At 37.1% G+C, this 17,380-nt stretch carries 16 protein-coding genes; 11 read left to right on the plus strand and 5 right to left on the minus strand.

What is annotated here, in order from left to right; genetic code table 11:
* The first annotated feature begins 256 nt into the window (after positions 1–256).
* The 4 genes from FEZ33_RS07275 to FEZ33_RS07290 all read left to right on the plus strand — a co-directional run bounded on the left by FEZ33_RS07275 (position 257) and on the right by FEZ33_RS07290 (position 3,956).
* Positions 257–1,549, plus strand: a complete 1,293-nt coding sequence (locus FEZ33_RS07275) for a LysM peptidoglycan-binding domain-containing protein (protein ID WP_138404741.1) — start codon at positions 257–259, stop codon at positions 1,547–1,549.
* A 123-nt stretch (positions 1,550–1,672) separates the two neighbouring features.
* Positions 1,673–2,260, plus strand: a complete 588-nt coding sequence (locus FEZ33_RS07280) for a chromate transporter (RefSeq protein WP_138404742.1) — start codon at positions 1,673–1,675, stop codon at positions 2,258–2,260.
* Complete coding sequence (locus tag FEZ33_RS07285) at positions 2,257–2,823, plus strand: chromate transporter (protein WP_138404743.1); 567 nt, start codon at positions 2,257–2,259, stop codon at positions 2,821–2,823. Before FEZ33_RS07280 ends, FEZ33_RS07285 begins: the two co-directional genes overlap by 4 nt.
* 152 nt (positions 2,824–2,975) lie before the next feature.
* Positions 2,976–3,956: an ROK family glucokinase gene (locus FEZ33_RS07290; protein ID WP_138404744.1), complete on the plus strand. Its 981-nt coding sequence runs from the start codon at positions 2,976–2,978 to the stop codon at positions 3,954–3,956.
* A 108-nt stretch (positions 3,957–4,064) separates the two neighbouring features.
* Here FEZ33_RS07290 and FEZ33_RS07295 read toward each other — a convergent pair whose 3' ends face one another.
* Complete coding sequence (locus FEZ33_RS07295; protein ID WP_138404745.1) at positions 4,065–4,706, minus strand: hypothetical protein; 642 nt, start codon at positions 4,704–4,706, stop codon at positions 4,065–4,067.
* A gap of 237 nt (positions 4,707–4,943) precedes the next feature.
* Here FEZ33_RS07295 and FEZ33_RS07300 point away from each other — a divergent pair, with 237 nt between their 5' ends.
* Entirely contained in the window at positions 4,944–5,843 is a 900-nt protein-coding gene (locus FEZ33_RS07300; RefSeq protein WP_138404746.1) for an acetamidase/formamidase family protein, read from the plus strand.
* 45 nt (positions 5,844–5,888) lie between these two features.
* Here the strand turns inward: FEZ33_RS07300 and FEZ33_RS07305 are convergent, their stop codons facing one another.
* Positions 5,889–7,586: an aryl-sulfate sulfotransferase gene (locus FEZ33_RS07305; protein ID WP_138404747.1), complete on the minus strand. Its 1,698-nt coding sequence runs from the start codon at positions 7,584–7,586 to the stop codon at positions 5,889–5,891.
* Between the two features lie 205 nt (positions 7,587–7,791).
* Here FEZ33_RS07305 and FEZ33_RS07310 point away from each other — a divergent pair, with 205 nt between their 5' ends.
* Positions 7,792–8,334, plus strand: a complete 543-nt coding sequence (locus FEZ33_RS07310) for a cysteine hydrolase family protein (RefSeq protein WP_138404748.1) — start codon at positions 7,792–7,794, stop codon at positions 8,332–8,334.
* Between the two features lie 23 nt (positions 8,335–8,357).
* Positions 8,358–9,230, plus strand: coding sequence for a helix-turn-helix domain-containing protein (locus FEZ33_RS07315; RefSeq protein WP_138404749.1), 873 nt, complete (start codon positions 8,358–8,360; stop codon positions 9,228–9,230).
* A gap of 256 nt (positions 9,231–9,486) precedes the next feature.
* Here FEZ33_RS07315 and FEZ33_RS07320 read toward each other — a convergent pair whose 3' ends face one another.
* On the minus strand, positions 9,487–12,249 hold the full coding sequence (locus FEZ33_RS07320; RefSeq protein ID WP_138404750.1) for an LPXTG cell wall anchor domain-containing protein: 2,763 nt from the start codon (positions 12,247–12,249) through the stop codon (positions 9,487–9,489).
* A 229-nt stretch (positions 12,250–12,478) separates the two neighbouring features.
* Here FEZ33_RS07320 and FEZ33_RS07325 point away from each other — a divergent pair, with 229 nt between their 5' ends.
* Positions 12,479–13,288, plus strand: coding sequence for an aldo/keto reductase family protein (locus FEZ33_RS07325; RefSeq protein ID WP_138404751.1), 810 nt, complete (start codon positions 12,479–12,481; stop codon positions 13,286–13,288).
* Positions 13,289–13,351: 63 nt separating this feature from the next.
* The gene (locus FEZ33_RS07330; RefSeq protein WP_138404752.1) at positions 13,352–14,848 is read left to right on the plus strand and encodes an amidase; all 1,497 of its coding nucleotides are present in this window, start codon (positions 13,352–13,354) and stop codon (positions 14,846–14,848) included.
* Positions 14,849–14,895: 47 nt separating this feature from the next.
* On the opposite strand, the gene FEZ33_RS07335 is transcribed toward FEZ33_RS07330, so the two are convergent.
* Complete coding sequence (locus FEZ33_RS07335) at positions 14,896–15,972, minus strand: M24 family metallopeptidase (RefSeq protein ID WP_235888789.1); 1,077 nt, start codon at positions 15,970–15,972, stop codon at positions 14,896–14,898.
* A gap of 113 nt (positions 15,973–16,085) precedes the next feature.
* Between FEZ33_RS07335 and FEZ33_RS07340 the strand changes: the two genes are divergently transcribed.
* Positions 16,086–16,688 carry a TVP38/TMEM64 family protein gene (locus FEZ33_RS07340; RefSeq protein WP_138404753.1) on the plus strand — a complete coding sequence of 201 codons (603 nt, stop codon included), beginning with the start codon at positions 16,086–16,088 and terminating at the stop codon, positions 16,686–16,688.
* 15 nt (positions 16,689–16,703) lie between these two features.
* The gene (yidD, locus tag FEZ33_RS07345) at positions 16,704–16,976 is read left to right on the plus strand and encodes a membrane protein insertion efficiency factor YidD (RefSeq protein WP_138404757.1); all 273 of its coding nucleotides are present in this window, start codon (positions 16,704–16,706) and stop codon (positions 16,974–16,976) included.
* A 48-nt stretch (positions 16,977–17,024) separates the two neighbouring features.
* Here yidD and FEZ33_RS07350 read toward each other — a convergent pair.
* Positions 17,025–17,380, minus strand: a 356-nt coding sequence (locus FEZ33_RS07350) for an IS30 family transposase (RefSeq protein WP_138404754.1), incomplete at its 5' end; no start/stop codon positions are given.

Below are 17,380 nucleotides of genomic sequence, written 5' to 3' on the forward strand. Positions count from 1 at the left end.
ACTTTCAAAAGCTCCCCGTATTTTTAATGTTGTAATCTATGGAGTATTGTACAATAGTGTAAGGTTGGTTGCAAACGTATGCAAGCAAAAAGCTATTAGAATAGGGTCAATTGTTACAATCAAATGTACACGCAAGTGTTATGTTACAGACAAAATACAGTTCATTTAAATGGCTGAAATGTCATTGGCTTCCAGAATTGACTATGCTAAAGTAGTTCATGTCAAAAAAATAAATTAAAAAAAGGTGAACTTATATATGAACTTTAAAAAGAAATTATGGCTTGGATCATCAATCTTAGCATTGATGTCACATGGCCCAATCGCAATGGCGATTGATTCAAATATTACATGGCAAGCTCGCCAGTTAGAAGAAGTGCTTGAAGAAATCGTTGTGACTGAAGAAAATGAATTATCTTATACAGTAAAATACGGAGATACATTGAGTGTCATTTCTGAAGCGATGAATATTGAATCACGTTATTTAGCAGAAATTAATAATATTGAAGATGTTGACTTAATCTTCCCTGAGACAGTTTTAACAGCTCAATATGATGCGAATGACCGCGCAAGCAACTTAACAGTTGATGCACCAAATGGAGATACTTTAGAAGTAAGTATTCCAGTCAACTTATCAGATATTCCAGAAGTAGAAGAAGTTGCTCCAGAAGCAATGCCTGAAGCTGAAACAGAAACAGAAGTTGTTGAAGAAGTTATTGTTCCTGAAGAAACAGTTTCAGAAACAGAAACGGAATCATCAGCAGGTGGTGCTGCACCATCAAATACAATTATTGAAGAAGTTCCAGCATGGGTAGAAGAAGAGCCAGCGGTAGAAGCGCCGGTTGAAGAAGCACTTGTTGAAACAGAAGTTGTTGAAGAAGCTCCAGTTGTCGAAGAGGCTGCTTATACAGAAGCACCAGCGACAGAAGTTCCAGCTGAAACTGCACCTGTTTACGAAGAACCTGTTTACGAAGAAGTACCAGTAGAAGAAGCTCCAGTTGAGGAACCAGTTTATGAAGAGCCAACTTACGAAACTGATTTAACCGTAGACGAAAATGGTCAAGCTTGGGAACCAGTAGAAGAAACTCCAGTAGTTGAAGAGGAGCCAGCATACGTGGAACCTGAAGCACCTGTTTATGAAGAGCCTGTTTACGAGGAACCAGTATACGAAGAGCCAGTTTATGAAGAACCAGCAATAGACCCAACAGCTAACCCAGAAAACGCTGGATTACAGCCACATGCAGCAGCTTATAAAGAAGAAGTTGCAGCCATCTATGGTATCGATTCATTCAGTCTTTACCGTCCAGGTGACACACAAGATCATGGTGCAGGATTAGCCGTTGACTTTATGGTACCTGTTGGATCTCAAGTGGGAGATGACATTGCTAATTACTCAATCAATAGTATGGCAGAAAATGATATCTCATACGTTATTTGGGAACAACAAATTTATGGAGATTGGAACCAACAATGGACAGCGATGGAAGACCGTGGAAGTATCACTGCCAACCATTATGACCATGTTCACGTTTCATTCAACCCAGCATACTAAGAATAAACTAAAGCTAGAGTGATATATTCACTTTAGCTTTTTTGTTGTCTAAAATCATTTAATTCACATTTTATTCTGTTTAAGCTAATATGATAACTACAAAGATGATTGAAGGAGAATTATATGAAGATAAATGAAAATCAATCAAAAGGGCAAATATTAAAGCAATTATTCTTATCAACCTTAATGTTAAGTGGCTTTACCTTTGGGGGTGGCTATGTCATTATCACTCTAATGAAAAAAACGTTTGTAGATGATTATGGCTGGATCGATGAAGATGAGATGTTAGATTTAGTCGCGATTGCACAATCAGCTCCAGGTGCGATTGCCGTGAATGGAGCCATCGTTGTTGGTTATAAATTAGCTGGGATGCTTGGAGTATTAACCGCTGTAATCGCAACGATCATTCCTCCATTCGCGATTATATCTCTCATTGCATTATTTTATGATGCTTTCCGGGAAAATACTTTCATCGCCTTAATGCTTGAAGGGATGCAAGCGGGTGTTGGTGCCGTAATCACAGCGGTGGTGATTGGAATGGGGCAACAAGTGACCAACACAAAAAGTCCACTCCTTATTGCAACGATGTTTATCGCCTTTATTGCTAATTATATTTTCAATGTCAATGTGATGTTAATTATTCTAGTGGCAGCTAGTATTGGATTAATTCAATTTTTCTTTAACCGCAATAAAGGAGGTATGACTCAATGATTTATTGGCAATTATTTGTCAGCTTTTTAAAAGTGGGTGCTTTCAGTTTTGGAGGAGGATACGCGGCTTTACCTTTAATTCAAGCAGAAATTGTTGACTCACATCAATGGCTGACTTTACAAGAATTCACAGATTTAATTACCATTTCTCAGATGACGCCGGGACCGATTGCGATTAACTCAGCTACCTTTGTGGGAACTCAAATTGCGGGTGTCTTTGGGGCAGTTGCTGCGACACTTGGTTCAGTTTTTCCCTCAGTTATATTGGTGACAATTTTGGCTTTTCTATATATGAAATACCGTCAGATGGATGTTTTACAATATGTGCTTAGAGCACTTCGTCCCGCAGTCGTCGCTATGATTGCAACGGCAGGTGTTTCAATTTTAGTGACATCTTTTTGGGGAACTGAAGTGATGGGCATTGAGACGATTAAGATCACAGCGGTTATCATCTTCGGAATCTGTCTTTTCTTACTTATGAAATGGAAAGTAGATCCAGTAAAAGTCATGTTACTTGCAGGTGTATTAAATGTGATTGCGTCAGTTATCATTGGAGCATTTTAGGTGGCAAAGCCTAATTTTGCAAAAAAAAGTAATTATTCTTTTCTATTGAGTGGTTATTCAAGGAAATTTTGATACAATAATAAAGTAAGCATTATCATTCTAGAGAATTATTTAGTGGGTGAAATATATCAGTTAAAGATGGAGGAGTAATGATGACGACGAAAGATAAAATTATCGCAATTGACTTAGGGGGTACATCAGCAAAATTAGCCATTGTATCGACAAATGGAGAAATACTCCAAAAATGGTCGGTAAATACAGTAGTTTTAAATGGTGGGAAGGCAATTGTTCCGAATCTGATTGAATCAATACAAGAAAGAATGGATTTATATCAATTAACAACAGAAGACTTTTTAGGTATTGGTATGGGAAGCCCTGGAACGGTTAATCATATCGATTTAACAGTAACAGGCGCATATAATTTAAACTGGGTGGAGACTCAAAATGTCGGAGAACAATTTATCGAAGCCTTTAAATTACCATTCTACTTGGATAATGATGCTAATATTGCTGCTTTAGGTGAACAACGTCATGGATCAGGAGATAATGCTTCCGATGTTGTGATGGTGACTTTAGGAACAGGTGTAGGTGGCGGTATTATTGTTGATAGTCAAATCGTTCACGGAAATTCAGGAGCAGCAGGTGAAATTGGCCACATGACGATTGATAAAGATAGTGGTATTGCTTGTACTTGTGGAAAAATTGGCTGTTTAGAAGCATTAGCTTCAGCGACAGGATTGATGAATCTAACACGTGAGTACTCTGAAGAATATAGTGGAGACTCTAAGATTAAACAACGTATCGATAATGGTGAAGAACTGAGTGCGAAAGACATCTTTGAAGCATCAGAACAACATGATGTATTTGCTAAACACGTGGTTGAACAGTTTGGTGAGTACCTCGGCTTAGGTTGTTCACATATCGTGAACATGTTAAACCCGTCTAAAATTATTTTAGGTGGAGGGGTAGCACAAGCGGGAGAGTATCTACGTGAATTAGTCGCAAGACATTGCGATAACTATATCTTCCCAGCACTTAAAGGAAAGACTGAAATAGTTATTGCATCATTAGGTAATGATGCGGCGCTTTTAGGAGCAGCTGAGTTAGTGAATGATAGTAAATTAGTTGGATAAAATTGAATAACAAAAATAAGCCCTGATTTCCTTGGAAGTCAGGGCTTATTTTTACAGAATAATGAAGATAAGTGCATTTAGATAGTGTTTAAACACTTTATACAGTGGTTATTTCTTACCAAAAAGCTTTTGCCACCAAGTCAAGCTCTTTTCAAACTCAATGTCTTCAACCAGTTTCAATTGTTGTTGTTGCTGTTGTAACTGTAACTGTTGAGATTGATTTAATAATTGCGTTAATTTTTCAATTTGTTCATCTTTAGCTTTCAATTGATCGTGATAAACCTCTAATTGTTCTTGGTTTACTTCAATTTGATCGTCTAGATTATCAATCCACTCATATAGTAGATCCATCATTTCTTGACTTGTTTCTTTAGATAAAGAGTCTTGGTCTTCGTCTTCATCATCATCTTTTTCTGAGTCAGTTTCATTAGTTTCATCAGTTTGTTCGGTTTGTTCAGATGACTTAGTTTGAGCTGACTGCTCAGACTGTTCAGATTCAACCGATTCAACAGTTTCTGTATCAGTTTCCACTTCTTCAGTAGCTTTTTCTGCGACATCTTCAGCCGTAGGCGGATTCATCAGGTCGTGTATAGCTTGAGTAATTAATAACTGTGCACGTTCAGTTAAGTAATTAGTGCCATTTTGTTGAAGAATGAGACTATCATCTAGCTTTCGACTTTGGTAGGATACTTTACTTTTAGGAACACCCAACTTATCTGCTAATTGTTTGACAGTGATTAATTCACTCATGATTTTCTCTCCTTAGTGATATTCTTATATACTTAAGATTAAGCCATAAATCGTTTAAAGGCAATGGTAAAAAGTAAATTATTTGGTTAAAATGTTGAATAATTTAAGAATAAAAGTGTTTAAAGTGGTAAAACAGGATGTTTAATCATTATTCACTGTCACCACAGGGACTTTTCTGTCATTTTGATTAGAGTCTGCTATGATATGGATAATAATGATTTTGAAAGGTGGATAAACATGAGAATTTCAAAAGACAATGTTATTTATAGTATGGATAAAGAAAACCAAGCCGTTGGGACCGTTAAAAGCGGAGCTCAAGTGATATTTGAAACGAAAGATTGCTTTTCAGATACCATTAAAACAGAATCAGATGTTATTAGTGAAATTGACTTTAATAAAGTAAACCCTGCTACGGGACCTTTATACATTGAAGGAGCACAGCCAGGGGATGTGCTAAAAGTAACAATTAATGCGATTAAATTGAATGATTACGGTGTCGTTGTTTCAGCACCTGGTTTAAATAAACTGTTCACCAAAGGAATTGAGGAAGAACAAACAGTCATTTGTCCTATTCACGAAGATAAAGGTAGTTTTGAATTCCAAGGTGTTGAATTTCCGCTGAATAAAATGATTGGCGTCATTGGAATAGCAAATGCTGATGAAGGAATCACAACAGGTACACCAGGACCTCATGGTGGGAATATGGATAATACGATGATTTCAGAAGGGTCAGTCGTGTATTTACCAGTTTATACCGAAGGAGCCTTACTTGCGATAGGCGATATGCATGCCTCAATGGGTGATGGTGAAGTTTGGGGCTGTGGTGTTGAGGCGGGTGGCGAAGCTCATGTCACCGTAGAAGTCATGAAGGATTACCCACATTCAGGTCCATTAGTTGAAACTGCTGAAGCCTTTTACACATATGGCTATGGGGAAACTACTAATAAAGCCATTGTGATGGCAAATGACCATATGGTAGAATTCTTAATGAAAGAAGCGGGACTCACTTTTAACCAAGCTGGGATGTTAATGACGATTAAAGCAGACTTAGCTGCCTGTCAAACGGTTAATCCGGATGCTTCTATGCGTGTTGGAATACTGAAGGAATTCGTAGAATTAGCTAAAGACTTTAAATAAAAGCAAACAAAAACGGTCTCCCATTTGAAAAGGAGACCGTTTATTTTATTGAAACCAGAAGTCAGTAAAGTTGTCTTTAAATGCTCTATACGCAAAGTTTCCGCTCACATAATGATATGAACGAATTAAGTTGCCTTTTGAATCGTACTCGCTAAACACGTTATCTTTACCACTGTTAATAGCATAGTTCCCATTTGGTAAGGGATCAACGTTACTTACAATTGACGAATAAGGAACAGGGAATGATTGAATAAGTTCAAAGGTTCCTTCACTTTCATCGATTAAATATTTATACATATAAGAAAGATCATCAGGGTTAGGCTCGAAGTTGCGACTATTGTGCTCTTCAATGTGACCCATATAATCAGGACGTGTTAAATAACGCCAATAATTATTATTAAAGAATGTAACATAATATTCGCCATCACTTTGAATTGATGTTCTAGAAAGATTCAGTGAATGCTGGCCACCGTGAAGCGGGAATGTTCCTTTTTGTGATAATAGTAAATTGCTGTAGTCAGTTCCCGTCCAAACTGGTTCTGGACCAATGAGATAATCTACTTTTGGATCTGTATAAAGATTGCTAACTTTAATGATTGTTGAAGTCTCACGAGAACTTAACAGGACAGCGTCTTCGTCGACTTTCTCTATCGAATTAATGTGGATCCAATCTAAATCTGTGGCATCACCATCTTGATTATATGAAGGGGTCGTCACTTGCATATAGTCACCAAACACATCTTTTAAATCTAGTAACTCTTTGATCTGACCTGAATTCAAATCAAGCGATAAGATAATATCTTCTCGACGAATCGACTTTCTATCGTTTAAAGAGGCAAGTATCAACACTTCATCCTCTTGTCCTATAATGAAATCATGATGCATGTTATAGCCAGGCATATCATAGTACTGTGTAATTTGACCCAAAGAATTCATGGCAATAAGTTGTGTACTCGTATTTGCCATAATAATATAATCCTCGTGGAATAATAAATTATCAAAGCGGTATGAATTTGTGTCAATTTCAGCTCTAAGAACGCCGTCATTATCAAAGAAATAGGTAAAGCCATTAAATTGTGAAGTGCCTACTAAATAGAATAGTCCATCAGATAATTGTCTTGTGCTGTCCCCATCTTGAGTTGATAAGTAACTTGGATAGAAAGAAGATGTTTTAGGCATCTGAATGTTAAAAGATAATGTATCAATCACTTCGTTAGAATCATCCACCCATTCTAATTCAATATGATTCTCTTCACCAGGGACGAGTCCAATAATCTGTGATTCGAACGATTCAGAATCTTCACTCGCATTTTTTAAAGTTCTTTGGAAAATGTGGTCATTCTTATGACCTTCAGTTGTAATTGTATAATTAACTGTAGCGTCGTCATTATGATGATTAAAATTAATATATAGACCATTTGTGACTGTACCGTAAGGGTTTAAGATAAAAAGAGGATCCTCAAAAGAGAAATTATGCATCGATTTTAACTTTTGAACAGCAGCATCATACTGAGTTTGTATTTCTGGATCTGTATGATTAAAATTGCGTGCGATAAATTCTGAATCAGGTAAGACAAAATCATAAACTGTAGTCGTACTATCCTGATAAAGTCGAATGTCAATATTTTCGGTGTCATCATTGTTTTCAGCGAAAATAGTCGCAGGCATCATGACAAAAATAAAAAATGTAAAAAGTATCAGCATCCGTGGAAGAGAGTCATTATAAAGAGTTTTAAGTCGCATAGAAACCTCCTATTTATTATAAATGGCAACAAACTTACTAGTTAACTCTATGTTACCATGTGAGAAAAAATATTGAAAATACAAAATATAATTTTTCGTTAAGTACAAAAAATATATCGTACAATTATTGGTATGAAAGGATATATACTTTTAAATTTGACCTGGAGTATGGGATAATAAAGAAAAAGCAAAGGAGCCGTATAATATGACTAAAGAGGCCTTAATAATTGTAGATATGAGTTATGATTTTGTTGCTGATGACGGAGGATTGACTGTAGGGAAGCCAGGTCAAGAAATTGTACCTTATATCAGAAACTTAGCGGATGATTTTTTAAGCGCTAACAAACAAGTTGTAGTTGCGATGGATGCTCACGAACCAAATGATCCTCACTTTGACCTGTGGCCAGTGCATAATGTGGTAAATACATCGGGACAGGAATTGTATGGAGAGTTAAAAGATTGGTTCCAGGCGAATCAAGAACATAAGAATGTTCATTACTTTCCTAAACAAAATTATAATTCATTTTTTGAAACGGAATTAGCAGAAACCTTGCGTAATTTAGATGTTGATACGGTACATGTAGTCGGAGTTACGACTGATATTTGTGTATTCCAAACAATTGGAGGAGCAGATGCTGAAGGCTTTAAAACACTGACACATCGCCGCGGTGTAGCAACATTCACTGATTTAGGCGAAGTGATGCTAGAGCATATGACACGTTGCTTTCATACAGAAGTTATTGACTAAGGTAAGGAAGGGAGACATATACAATGCTTGAACGAGAAAGAATGGGAAATTTTTTACTGGAATTACGTCGGGACAAAGGATTGTCGACCACTGAAGTGGCAGAAGCAATTAATGTGAGTGAAGAAGATTTAGTCAAATGGGAAGATGGTAGTAAATTACCAGAGATGGACCAAGTTCAGCCAGTAGCAGATTTCTATGGCGTCACAGTCAATGAATTATTACGTGGCGAACGTTATTCACTCGATGAATCAGCACCTTCAGAACATGATGTCACTCAAAACGTCTTAGAGTATGCGAATAATAATATGAGTGAACAGTTTAAACACACTCGAAGGGAGTGGTTAATCGCGATTACCGGAGTCTTAGCATTTGTTATCGTGGCATGTTTAATCATTGATTTTCTTAGTGTTAACACGATTACTTGGTCAGGTATTGCATCGGTTTCAATAGTTTTTGCTTGGGGAATTATACTTCCTTTATTCTTCCGTTTAACCACCCCAATCATGTCTAGTTTAATCGCTTTTAGTGTGTTGATTATTCCATATTTATTCTTATTAAACTTAGTGATCAGTGCGAATAATATACTGGTGAATGTAGCTATTCCAATTACTCTCGTCTCTCTAATCTATCTTTGGGCGTTATACTTTATTTATAAAAGAATGCATCTATCTTCATGGCGTTTCTTAGCAGTTGCAGCCTTTGGTTTAGTACCGGTTGTGATTATAATTAATTTAGTCATCAGTATGCAGTTTAATATCCCATTATTTACCGTTTGGAATGTCTTAGGCGTGTTAATATTAATCGGTATAGGTGTTGGTTTAGTCTATTTTGAAAGAGAAAAATTAAAAAAAGAGTCCGGTGAATCAATCGAAGACTCCATATCTGAAAGCAAATAATTTAGATCTAAAAAAGGGTTGATGACAAATAATGAAATCGTCATCAACCCTATATTTGAGTCTACAAAAAGACTAAGATATTCATTATATTAAAAGTACCACCCAATAACATAAGGAGAATATCTACGCATGAATCCTATTACACGAAAACTTTTTAATTTAAAGCCTCAACTATACAAAGGTTACAGGGGACAAAGAAGAGCCTGCAAACATGATGTTCGCAGGCTCTTTTTCTATTGGTTATTTAAATATAAGATTAACTACGTTTTCTACGGTAAAGTAGAAGTCCACCAACGGCTAGTAAACCGATAGCAACAACAGTAATAATCATCGTATTACTTTCACCAGTTGTCGGTAAGATGTCGTCATCTTGGTCTACAATGACGTTTCCATCGTCATCCGATTCGTCTTCTGACCCATTTGATTCATCGTCAGATCCATCATCGCTAGATTCGTCAGAACTTTCTGATCCGTGGGACTCGTCGCTAGATTCGTCACTTGACTCATCAGAACTCTCAGAACTCTCAGAACCGCCACCACCATTTTCATCCGATTCGATTAATCTAAATGCACCATATATTGCAGAACTACTACCTAGATTATCTTCGTTCAATTCAATTGTATAAACGTCATCTTCATCAGTAGCGACTGCATATTGATCTGTCGTATCATTGATTTCAGAGACTGTACCTGCTGGTGTGTCTAAAGTGATTATATAAGTACCTTCAGGCAACTCTTCGTCTGTTAACCATTGTAAGTATTCATTATATGAACCAGTAAACTCGTCACCATCATTATTTGTTACAGTAACTCCCACTTCATCAGTACGACGATCGTCTAATCCACGCACTTCCACACCTAAAGTAAATGTATCAGGGTTTGGAACTGGTGCTTCGACAAGTCTAAATGCACCGTATATTGCTGAGCTACTACCTAGATTTTCGTCGTTTAATTCAATTGTATAAACATCGTCTTCATCAGTAGCGACTGCATATTGATCTGTCGTATCATTGATTTCAGAGACTGTACCTACTGGTGTGTCTAAACTGATTATATAAGTACCTTCAGGCAATTCATCATCTGTTAACCACTGTAAGTATTCATTATACGACCCAGTAAACTCGTCACCATCATTATTTGTTACAGTCACTCCGACTTCGTCAGTCCGTTGATCGTTTAATCCACGCACTTCCACACCTAAAGTAAATGTATCAGGGTTTGGAACTGGTGCTTCGACAAGTCTAAATGCACCGTATACCGCAGAACTACTACCAAGATTTTCGTCGTTTAATTCAATTGTATAAACGTCATCTTCATCAGTAGCGACTGCATATTGGTTTGTCGTGTCATTAATTTCAGAGACAGTACCTTCTGGCGTGTCTAAAGTAATTGTATAATTACCTTCAGATAATTCTTCACTCGTTAACCATTGTAAGTACTCGTTATACTCACCTTCAAATACAACACCATCAGCATCCGTCACAGTAATTCCAGCTTCATCGGATCTAGTACCGTCTAATCCACGCACTTCCACACCTAATTGGTATGTTTCAGCTGGAGCTTCAACTAGATTAAATGCACCATATACTGCAGAACTACTACCTAAATTATCTTCGTTTAATTCAATTGTATAAACGTCATCTTCATCAGTAGCGACTGCATATTGGTTTGTCGTATCATTAATTTCAGAGACAGTACCTGCCGGCGTGTCTAAAGTGATTGTATAAGTACCTTCAGTTAATTCTTCACTCGTTAACCATTGTAAGTACTCGTTATACTCACCTTCAAATACAACACCATCAGCATCCGTCACAGTAATTCCTGCTTCATCGGATCTAGTACCGTCTAATCCACGCACTTCCACACCTAATTGGTATGTTTCAGCTGGAGCTTCAACTAGATTAAACGCCCCATAAATCGATGAGTTATTGCCTAAGTTCTCTTCGTTTAAAATGATATTATAAACATTGGTCTCATCAGCAGGGATTGCATATTGATTCGTAGTATCATTGATAGTTGAAACAGTACCTTCTGGAGTATCTAAAGTGATTGTATACTGACCAGCAAGTAATTCTTCAGTTGTTAGCCATTGTAGATACTCATTATAAGCACCTTCAAATGTAACGCCATCAACATCAGCAACAGTAATTCCTACTTCATCGGTTCTAGTACCGTCTAAGCCACGCACTTCAGCGCCTAATCGGAATGTTTGTTCAACAGGAGCGGTTTCAATTAATTCAAATGCGCCATATACAGAAGTTAAGTTTCCTAAAGTTTCTTCATTCAATTCAATTGTATAAAGATTTGGTGTTTCTGTTGGAACAGCTGATTGATTTGTAGTTGTACTAATTTGACTCATTGTTCCTTCTGGAGTTGTCAATTCAATGTAATACAACCCTTCAGGTAATTCATTCGTTGTTAACCATTGTGCATATTCATTATATCCACCTTCGTATACCGTACTATTTTCATCATATACAGTAATTCCAACATCGCTTGTACGAGTACCATCTAAACCACGGACTTCTGCTCCGACGCGGTAAGTTTCACTAACCGTTTCGTTAACGAGCTCGAATGCACCGTATACAGCGGATAAGCCACCTAGGTTTTCTTCATTTACATCGATTGAGTAAACATTTGGTGTCTCTGTAGCTACAGCAAATTGTGGAGCCGTGTTATTAATTTGACTCGTTGTTCCTTCAGAAGGTGTCAATTCAATATAATATTGACCTTCTGGTAAAGAACTACCTGTTAACCATTGAGAGTTTTCATTGTAACCACCATCATAAATATCACCTTCTTCATCGGTTAAACTAATACCAACCTGTTCAGTACGAGTGCCTTCTATATTGCGGACTTCAACGCCAACGGGATAAGTTGCTTCTTGCTGTTGTTGAACTGACTCAGATTCAGGCGGAACACTTTCCGTTTGAGCTAGGGCTAAGGGGGTAACTTGAGTTGCGACCAAAAGACTTGTGAGGGCCATAGAAATTGCATAACGTAAGCGATTACTTTTCATAAAGAACTCCTCCTTGTTTATAACTATATTATAACACTCATACAATTAAATATAAAACTTTGTAAAAAATCAGTCAATAAAACTACAATAAATCAATGAAAAATCATTAAATATTCAAAGATTAGAAAGTAAGAAAGTTTTGATAAATCCTTCGAAAGCACTTCAGTAGGACGGTAGCTGATATTCTGATACACTTGTCAAAGATATTATTAAAAGGAGTGTAAGTAAAATGAACTGGATCACATTAAACAATAATAAGCAGATTCCAATTATCGGAAGCGGTACAAACACATTTGGTAAAGTAAATAATGACTATTCAGCGGACATTAATTTTGATACAACTGAATTACAATCAGCAATTACTAATGGATACAGACATTTCGATACGGCTATTTCTTATCGCAATGAAGCAGTAATTGGAAAAGCTATCACAGAATCAGATGTTCCTCGTGAAGAATTTTTTATAACTTCAAAATTACCTGGTAAACCAGAGTATACGAAAGATGAAGCAACAATTGATGAAGCTGTGAAATACTCTTTAGAGGCATTCCAAACAGATTATATTGATTTATATTTAATTCACCATCCTTGGGATAATGATGAAGAAATGGTTGCGACTTGGAAAGTGTTAGAGAAACATGCGAAAGCTGGCATTTTAAAATCTATCGGAGTATCGAACTTCTCTAAAGATCAATTACAATTAATATTAGATAATGCAACGATTAAACCGACAGTTAACCAAATTAAATCTCATCCTGGAGAATGGAATCATGATGTGATTGAATTTGGACGCGAACATGAGGTATTTGCAGAAGCGTGGTCACCTTTATCTGGTGTAAGTGCTGCTAATCGGGAACGACTAAATGCTATCGGTGAAAAATACGGAAAATCTTGGTCACAAGTTGTCTTGAATTTCCAAATTGACCGCGAAGTCATTGTCATTCCAAAATCACACAACTTTGATCGTCAAAAATCAAACTTAGAAGTGTTCGATTTTGAATTAACTGAAGAAGAGAAGCAAGAAATTTACAACCTATAACAGCAAGCCACTTCTATTGAAAGAGGGAAGTGGTGTTTTTATATATACTTAAGGAGAGATGAGATGTTATTTAAAGAAGATGCAACTTACTATGCAAAATTAATAAAAAGTGGTGAAACAACGGCGACAGAATTAGTGGAAAAAGCCATTCAAAATATTGAAGAGTGGAACGATACATTGAATGCCGTTGTACACAAGCAATATGAATTTGCACGGAGTATAGCTAATCGATTTGATCACTACTTTGAACAGTTAGACACCGGAAGCTATGGAGATTTACCCCCATTCTTCGGTGTCCCCATCCTATTAAAAGATTTAGGACAAAATCAAACAGGACAAAAATCAACAAGCGGAGCCCGTTTAATGGAACAATTTGAAGCGACACAAACGGACAATTTTTCCAAGAGTATTGAATCTGCTGGCTTTATTGTTGTAGGTAGGACGAATGTTCCAGAATTTGGTTTTAAGAATGTCAGTGATTCTGAGTGGACAGGTCATGTAAATTCACCTTTAGATTTAAAACGAAACCCTGGAGGATCTAGTGGTGGAGGGGCGGCAGCATTGAAAGCAGGAATTGTTCCTATCGTCACGGCGAGTGATGGAGGAGGCTCTATTCGAATTCCTGCATCTTTTAGTGGTTTAATCGGTTTAAAAACAAGTCGTGGACGCATACCGGTTGGACCAAGCGATTACCGAAGCTGGCAAGGGGCGTCCGTGAATTTTGCATTGACTAAATCAGTTCGAGATACATGGACATTACTAAAATGGATGCAGTCCGAACAGTTTGAAGCCCCTTTTATATTACCGCGAATACCACATGAGTTACTAGTAGATTTAGAGCAACCACTTCGTATTGCATATTCAATGAATACACCAATCGGAGAACCAATGACAAAGGAAGCACAAAGTTTAATGCAAGAAACAATTCGTATATTAGAATCATTAGGACATACATTAGTTGAAGCAGAGCCTGAAATCGATGGTGTTAAAGCAATGCAAACGTACTATAATGTAAATGGTGTTGAGACTGCTTCGATGCTTAAAAGGTTTGAACAGGTATTAAACAGACCAATGACACAAGATGACATGGAATTAATGAGTTGGGCAATTTATCAGTTAGGTTTAAATATTAGCGGAGTAGAGTATTCTGAAGTTTTATCTTATTGGGATGACATAACCGCTGTATCTGAAGCCTTCTTCAAGGAATATGATTTACTGTTAATGCCAGCAACAAACGGACCAGCACCTCTACATACAGCTTTTGCTAAGGGGGATAAACTGTTGAATGACTTAAGGAATATTGAACAGTTTGTTGTTCAGCAGCAACAACATCTAGTTTGGAAAATGTTTGCAGAAAGTTTAGCATGGACACCGTTTACTCAGCAAATGAATCTAACCGGTCAACCTGCAATTAGTTTACCAGTGCATAAACTAGATAATGGGTTACCGTTAGGTGCTCAATTTTCAACACGAAAAGGTGGAGAGTACTTACTACTTCAACTGTCTAAGCAATTAGAAGATGCTGGATACTTAGATACTTCAATTGTAGATACTTTATAATAAAAAAACTAGGACGGGTCATTCCAGACCGTCCTAGTTTTTTGTGTTTAATTAACTTCGACGATAAGAGGTTCTTTTGTCACGTGGTTTAAAACTTCACAACCATCTTCAGTAACAACGACTAAATCTTCAATTCGAACACCGAATTTACCTGGTAAATAAACACCAGGTTCAATTGAGAATACCTGTCCTACCTTAGTTAATTCATCATTGTATTGTGATACATCACCAGCTTCATGCGCTTCTTGACCGATGAAATGTCCTAAACGGTGTGTAAAGTATTCACCGTAACCAGCATCGTTAATCACTTTACGTGCTGCTAAATCTATACTACTTAACGGAACACCAGGTTTAACCGCAGCTATTCCCGCTAGATTTGCTAGGCGAACTATATCATATACTTCCATAGCTTCTTCACTTGGTTCACCATAGAATACTGTTCGAGTCATATCTGAAGCATAACCTTTATACATCCCGCCAATATCAAGAACGACTGGGTCTCCAACGTTTGGTAATGAATCGTCGGTTGTGTGATGTGGGTCGGCACCATTTGGCCCGTAACCAACAATCGGTTCAAATGAGAAGCCAGAATGGCCAGATTCTTTATAGTAACCAGCTAATTCATCAGCGTATTCAGTCTCAGATTTACCAGTAGTTAATGAGTCGATTAATTTTTCCATGACTTGATCATTTAACAGAGAAGCTTCGCGCATGATATTAATTTCTTCATCTGATTTAATTGCTCGAATATCGTCTAAGATATAAGAAGCATTGACTGGTTGTAAGTCTTTCTTGATACCCATTAATTCAAGTAAGAAGTGACTTGGCCATACTTTATCGATACTCGTTACACCATCCGTTAAGATTTCAGCAATTTGTTCCATAATCGCTTCGCCATCTTGATAATAAATGACTGAATAATCATCATTTTCATCAGCACGTGGGAATAAATTATTTAGCACTAAATAATGTTTACCAGCTGCGGTAGCGATGAAAGCTAATAACCGTTCACCTGGTTGTGTATAATAACCGATTAAATAGCGAATACTGTATGTATCTGCAATAATCATGTTACTAATGTCATGTTTATTCATTTCTTTTACAAGTTGTTTTAATTTTTCCAAAAAATCCCTCCACTTAAAGATTTAATTGCGTTACAATATATTATAGAGTATACAATGCGTTTTAAGTAGATGAAAGAATCAACTCACCCTCAAAATATTTTAGGAGTACGTGTATGAAACTAACTATCGAAACGAAGCGGCGCATCATTCGCTTCACGACAGTCATTGGTGTTATTATTACAATTGTCGGTTCAATCTACATTAGCCAATCCGAATACTTCCAACCAGACGGTGGCTTTTCTGATTTTCTGAGGAGATTAGGCTTTATGGCGCCGATTATCTTTATTTTAGTTCAAATTAGTCAAATAATTTACCCGATCATTCCTTTAGGACTGACCAATGTTATTGGGGATTTACTTTTTGGGCATCTGTGGGGATTTCTGTTGAATACTATGGGAATGATTATTGGTTCGTCGATTAACTTTGTGATTGGCGCGCGTTTCGGTCACGCAGTGATACGGGCTTTTATTTCAGACGATGATTATATAAAGTATATGGGAATTATGAATCATGGCTATCGTTTTAAACGCCTACTTCGGATTGGCTTTCTCGCGCCAATCTTCCCAGATGATATCTTTTGTATGATTGCTGGGGTGTCCAATATGCGGTTTAAACAGTTTATTGGGATGGTCATTGCCTATCGACCTGTATCGGTTTTTATTTATACGTATTTCACATCGAATTTTATCCAAGTTGTTTTTGATTATTTTAGTTAATAGAAGGTGAAGAACATTAAAAATATTATTATCAAACCAGTGAGATTTTACCAAAAATTTATCTCACCCGGACTTCCGTCAAGTTGCCGTTATTATCCAACTTGCTCGAGTTATATGATTGAAGCCGTTGAAAAGCATGGCGCGGTGAAGGGAACGACGATGGGAGTGGCTCGAATTTGTCGTTGCCATCCATTTGCAGAAGGTGGCATTGATCACGTTCCAGAACATTTTACATTGAAGCGTCAGTATTTTAGAAAATACGGCGACCCACCACATCCAGAAGATTAACCTACAAGCAGTGTATGCTCGTAGGTTTTTTAATTATTTTTTGATTTGTCAAATTAAGCTAGACAAAACTGCTTCATCTAAGTAACTCAAAAATACTTCCAACGGTGTTCGGTAGTGTAAGGATTTCCGTGGAATCGTGTTCCGTTTGTGTGCAATCGATGACACAAAGCTTTGGTCTACTTGATTAAAGTCCATTCCTTTTGGCAGTCCGTCTCTGCGTAATAAACCATTGGAATTCTCATTCAAAGCTCGCTGTGAGGGCGTTCCTGGATCGGCAAAATAAATATCAATGTCATGTTGATTACTTAATGCTTTCCAATTGGAAAATTCCTTACCACAATCAAACGTCATCGACTTAAAGAAATGTCGAGGAATCGATTCCAACCATTGGTTCATCCTCTGTT

This window comes from Ruoffia tabacinasalis (assembly GCF_005864045.1).
GTDB lineage: Bacteria > Bacillota > Bacilli > Lactobacillales > Aerococcaceae > Ruoffia > Ruoffia tabacinasalis.

Bases quoted from the DNA above. Each gene is read 5' to 3' on its own strand.
- FEZ33_RS07275 (WP_138404741.1), top strand. From the start codon at position 257: ATGAACTTTAAAAAGAAATTATGGCTTGGATCATCAATCTTAGCATTG.
- FEZ33_RS07280 (WP_138404742.1), top strand. From the start codon at position 1,673: ATGAAGATAAATGAAAATCAATCAAAAGGGCAAATATTAAAGCAATTA.
- FEZ33_RS07285 (WP_138404743.1), top strand. From the start codon at position 2,257: ATGATTTATTGGCAATTATTTGTCAGCTTTTTAAAAGTGGGTGCTTTC.
- FEZ33_RS07290 (WP_138404744.1), top strand. From the start codon at position 2,976: ATGACGACGAAAGATAAAATTATCGCAATTGACTTAGGGGGTACATCA.
- FEZ33_RS07295 (WP_138404745.1), bottom strand. From the start codon at position 4,706: ATGAGTGAATTAATCACTGTCAAACAATTAGCAGATAAGTTGGGTGTT.
- FEZ33_RS07300 (WP_138404746.1), top strand. From the start codon at position 4,944: ATGAGAATTTCAAAAGACAATGTTATTTATAGTATGGATAAAGAAAAC.
- FEZ33_RS07305 (WP_138404747.1), bottom strand. From the start codon at position 7,586: ATGCGACTTAAAACTCTTTATAATGACTCTCTTCCACGGATGCTGATA.
- FEZ33_RS07310 (WP_138404748.1), top strand. From the start codon at position 7,792: ATGACTAAAGAGGCCTTAATAATTGTAGATATGAGTTATGATTTTGTT.
- FEZ33_RS07315 (WP_138404749.1), top strand. From the start codon at position 8,358: ATGCTTGAACGAGAAAGAATGGGAAATTTTTTACTGGAATTACGTCGG.
- FEZ33_RS07320 (WP_138404750.1), bottom strand. From the start codon at position 12,249: ATGAAAAGTAATCGCTTACGTTATGCAATTTCTATGGCCCTCACAAGT.
- FEZ33_RS07325 (WP_138404751.1), top strand. From the start codon at position 12,479: ATGAACTGGATCACATTAAACAATAATAAGCAGATTCCAATTATCGGA.
- FEZ33_RS07330 (WP_138404752.1), top strand. From the start codon at position 13,352: ATGTTATTTAAAGAAGATGCAACTTACTATGCAAAATTAATAAAAAGT.
- FEZ33_RS07340 (WP_138404753.1), top strand. From the start codon at position 16,086: ATGAAACTAACTATCGAAACGAAGCGGCGCATCATTCGCTTCACGACA.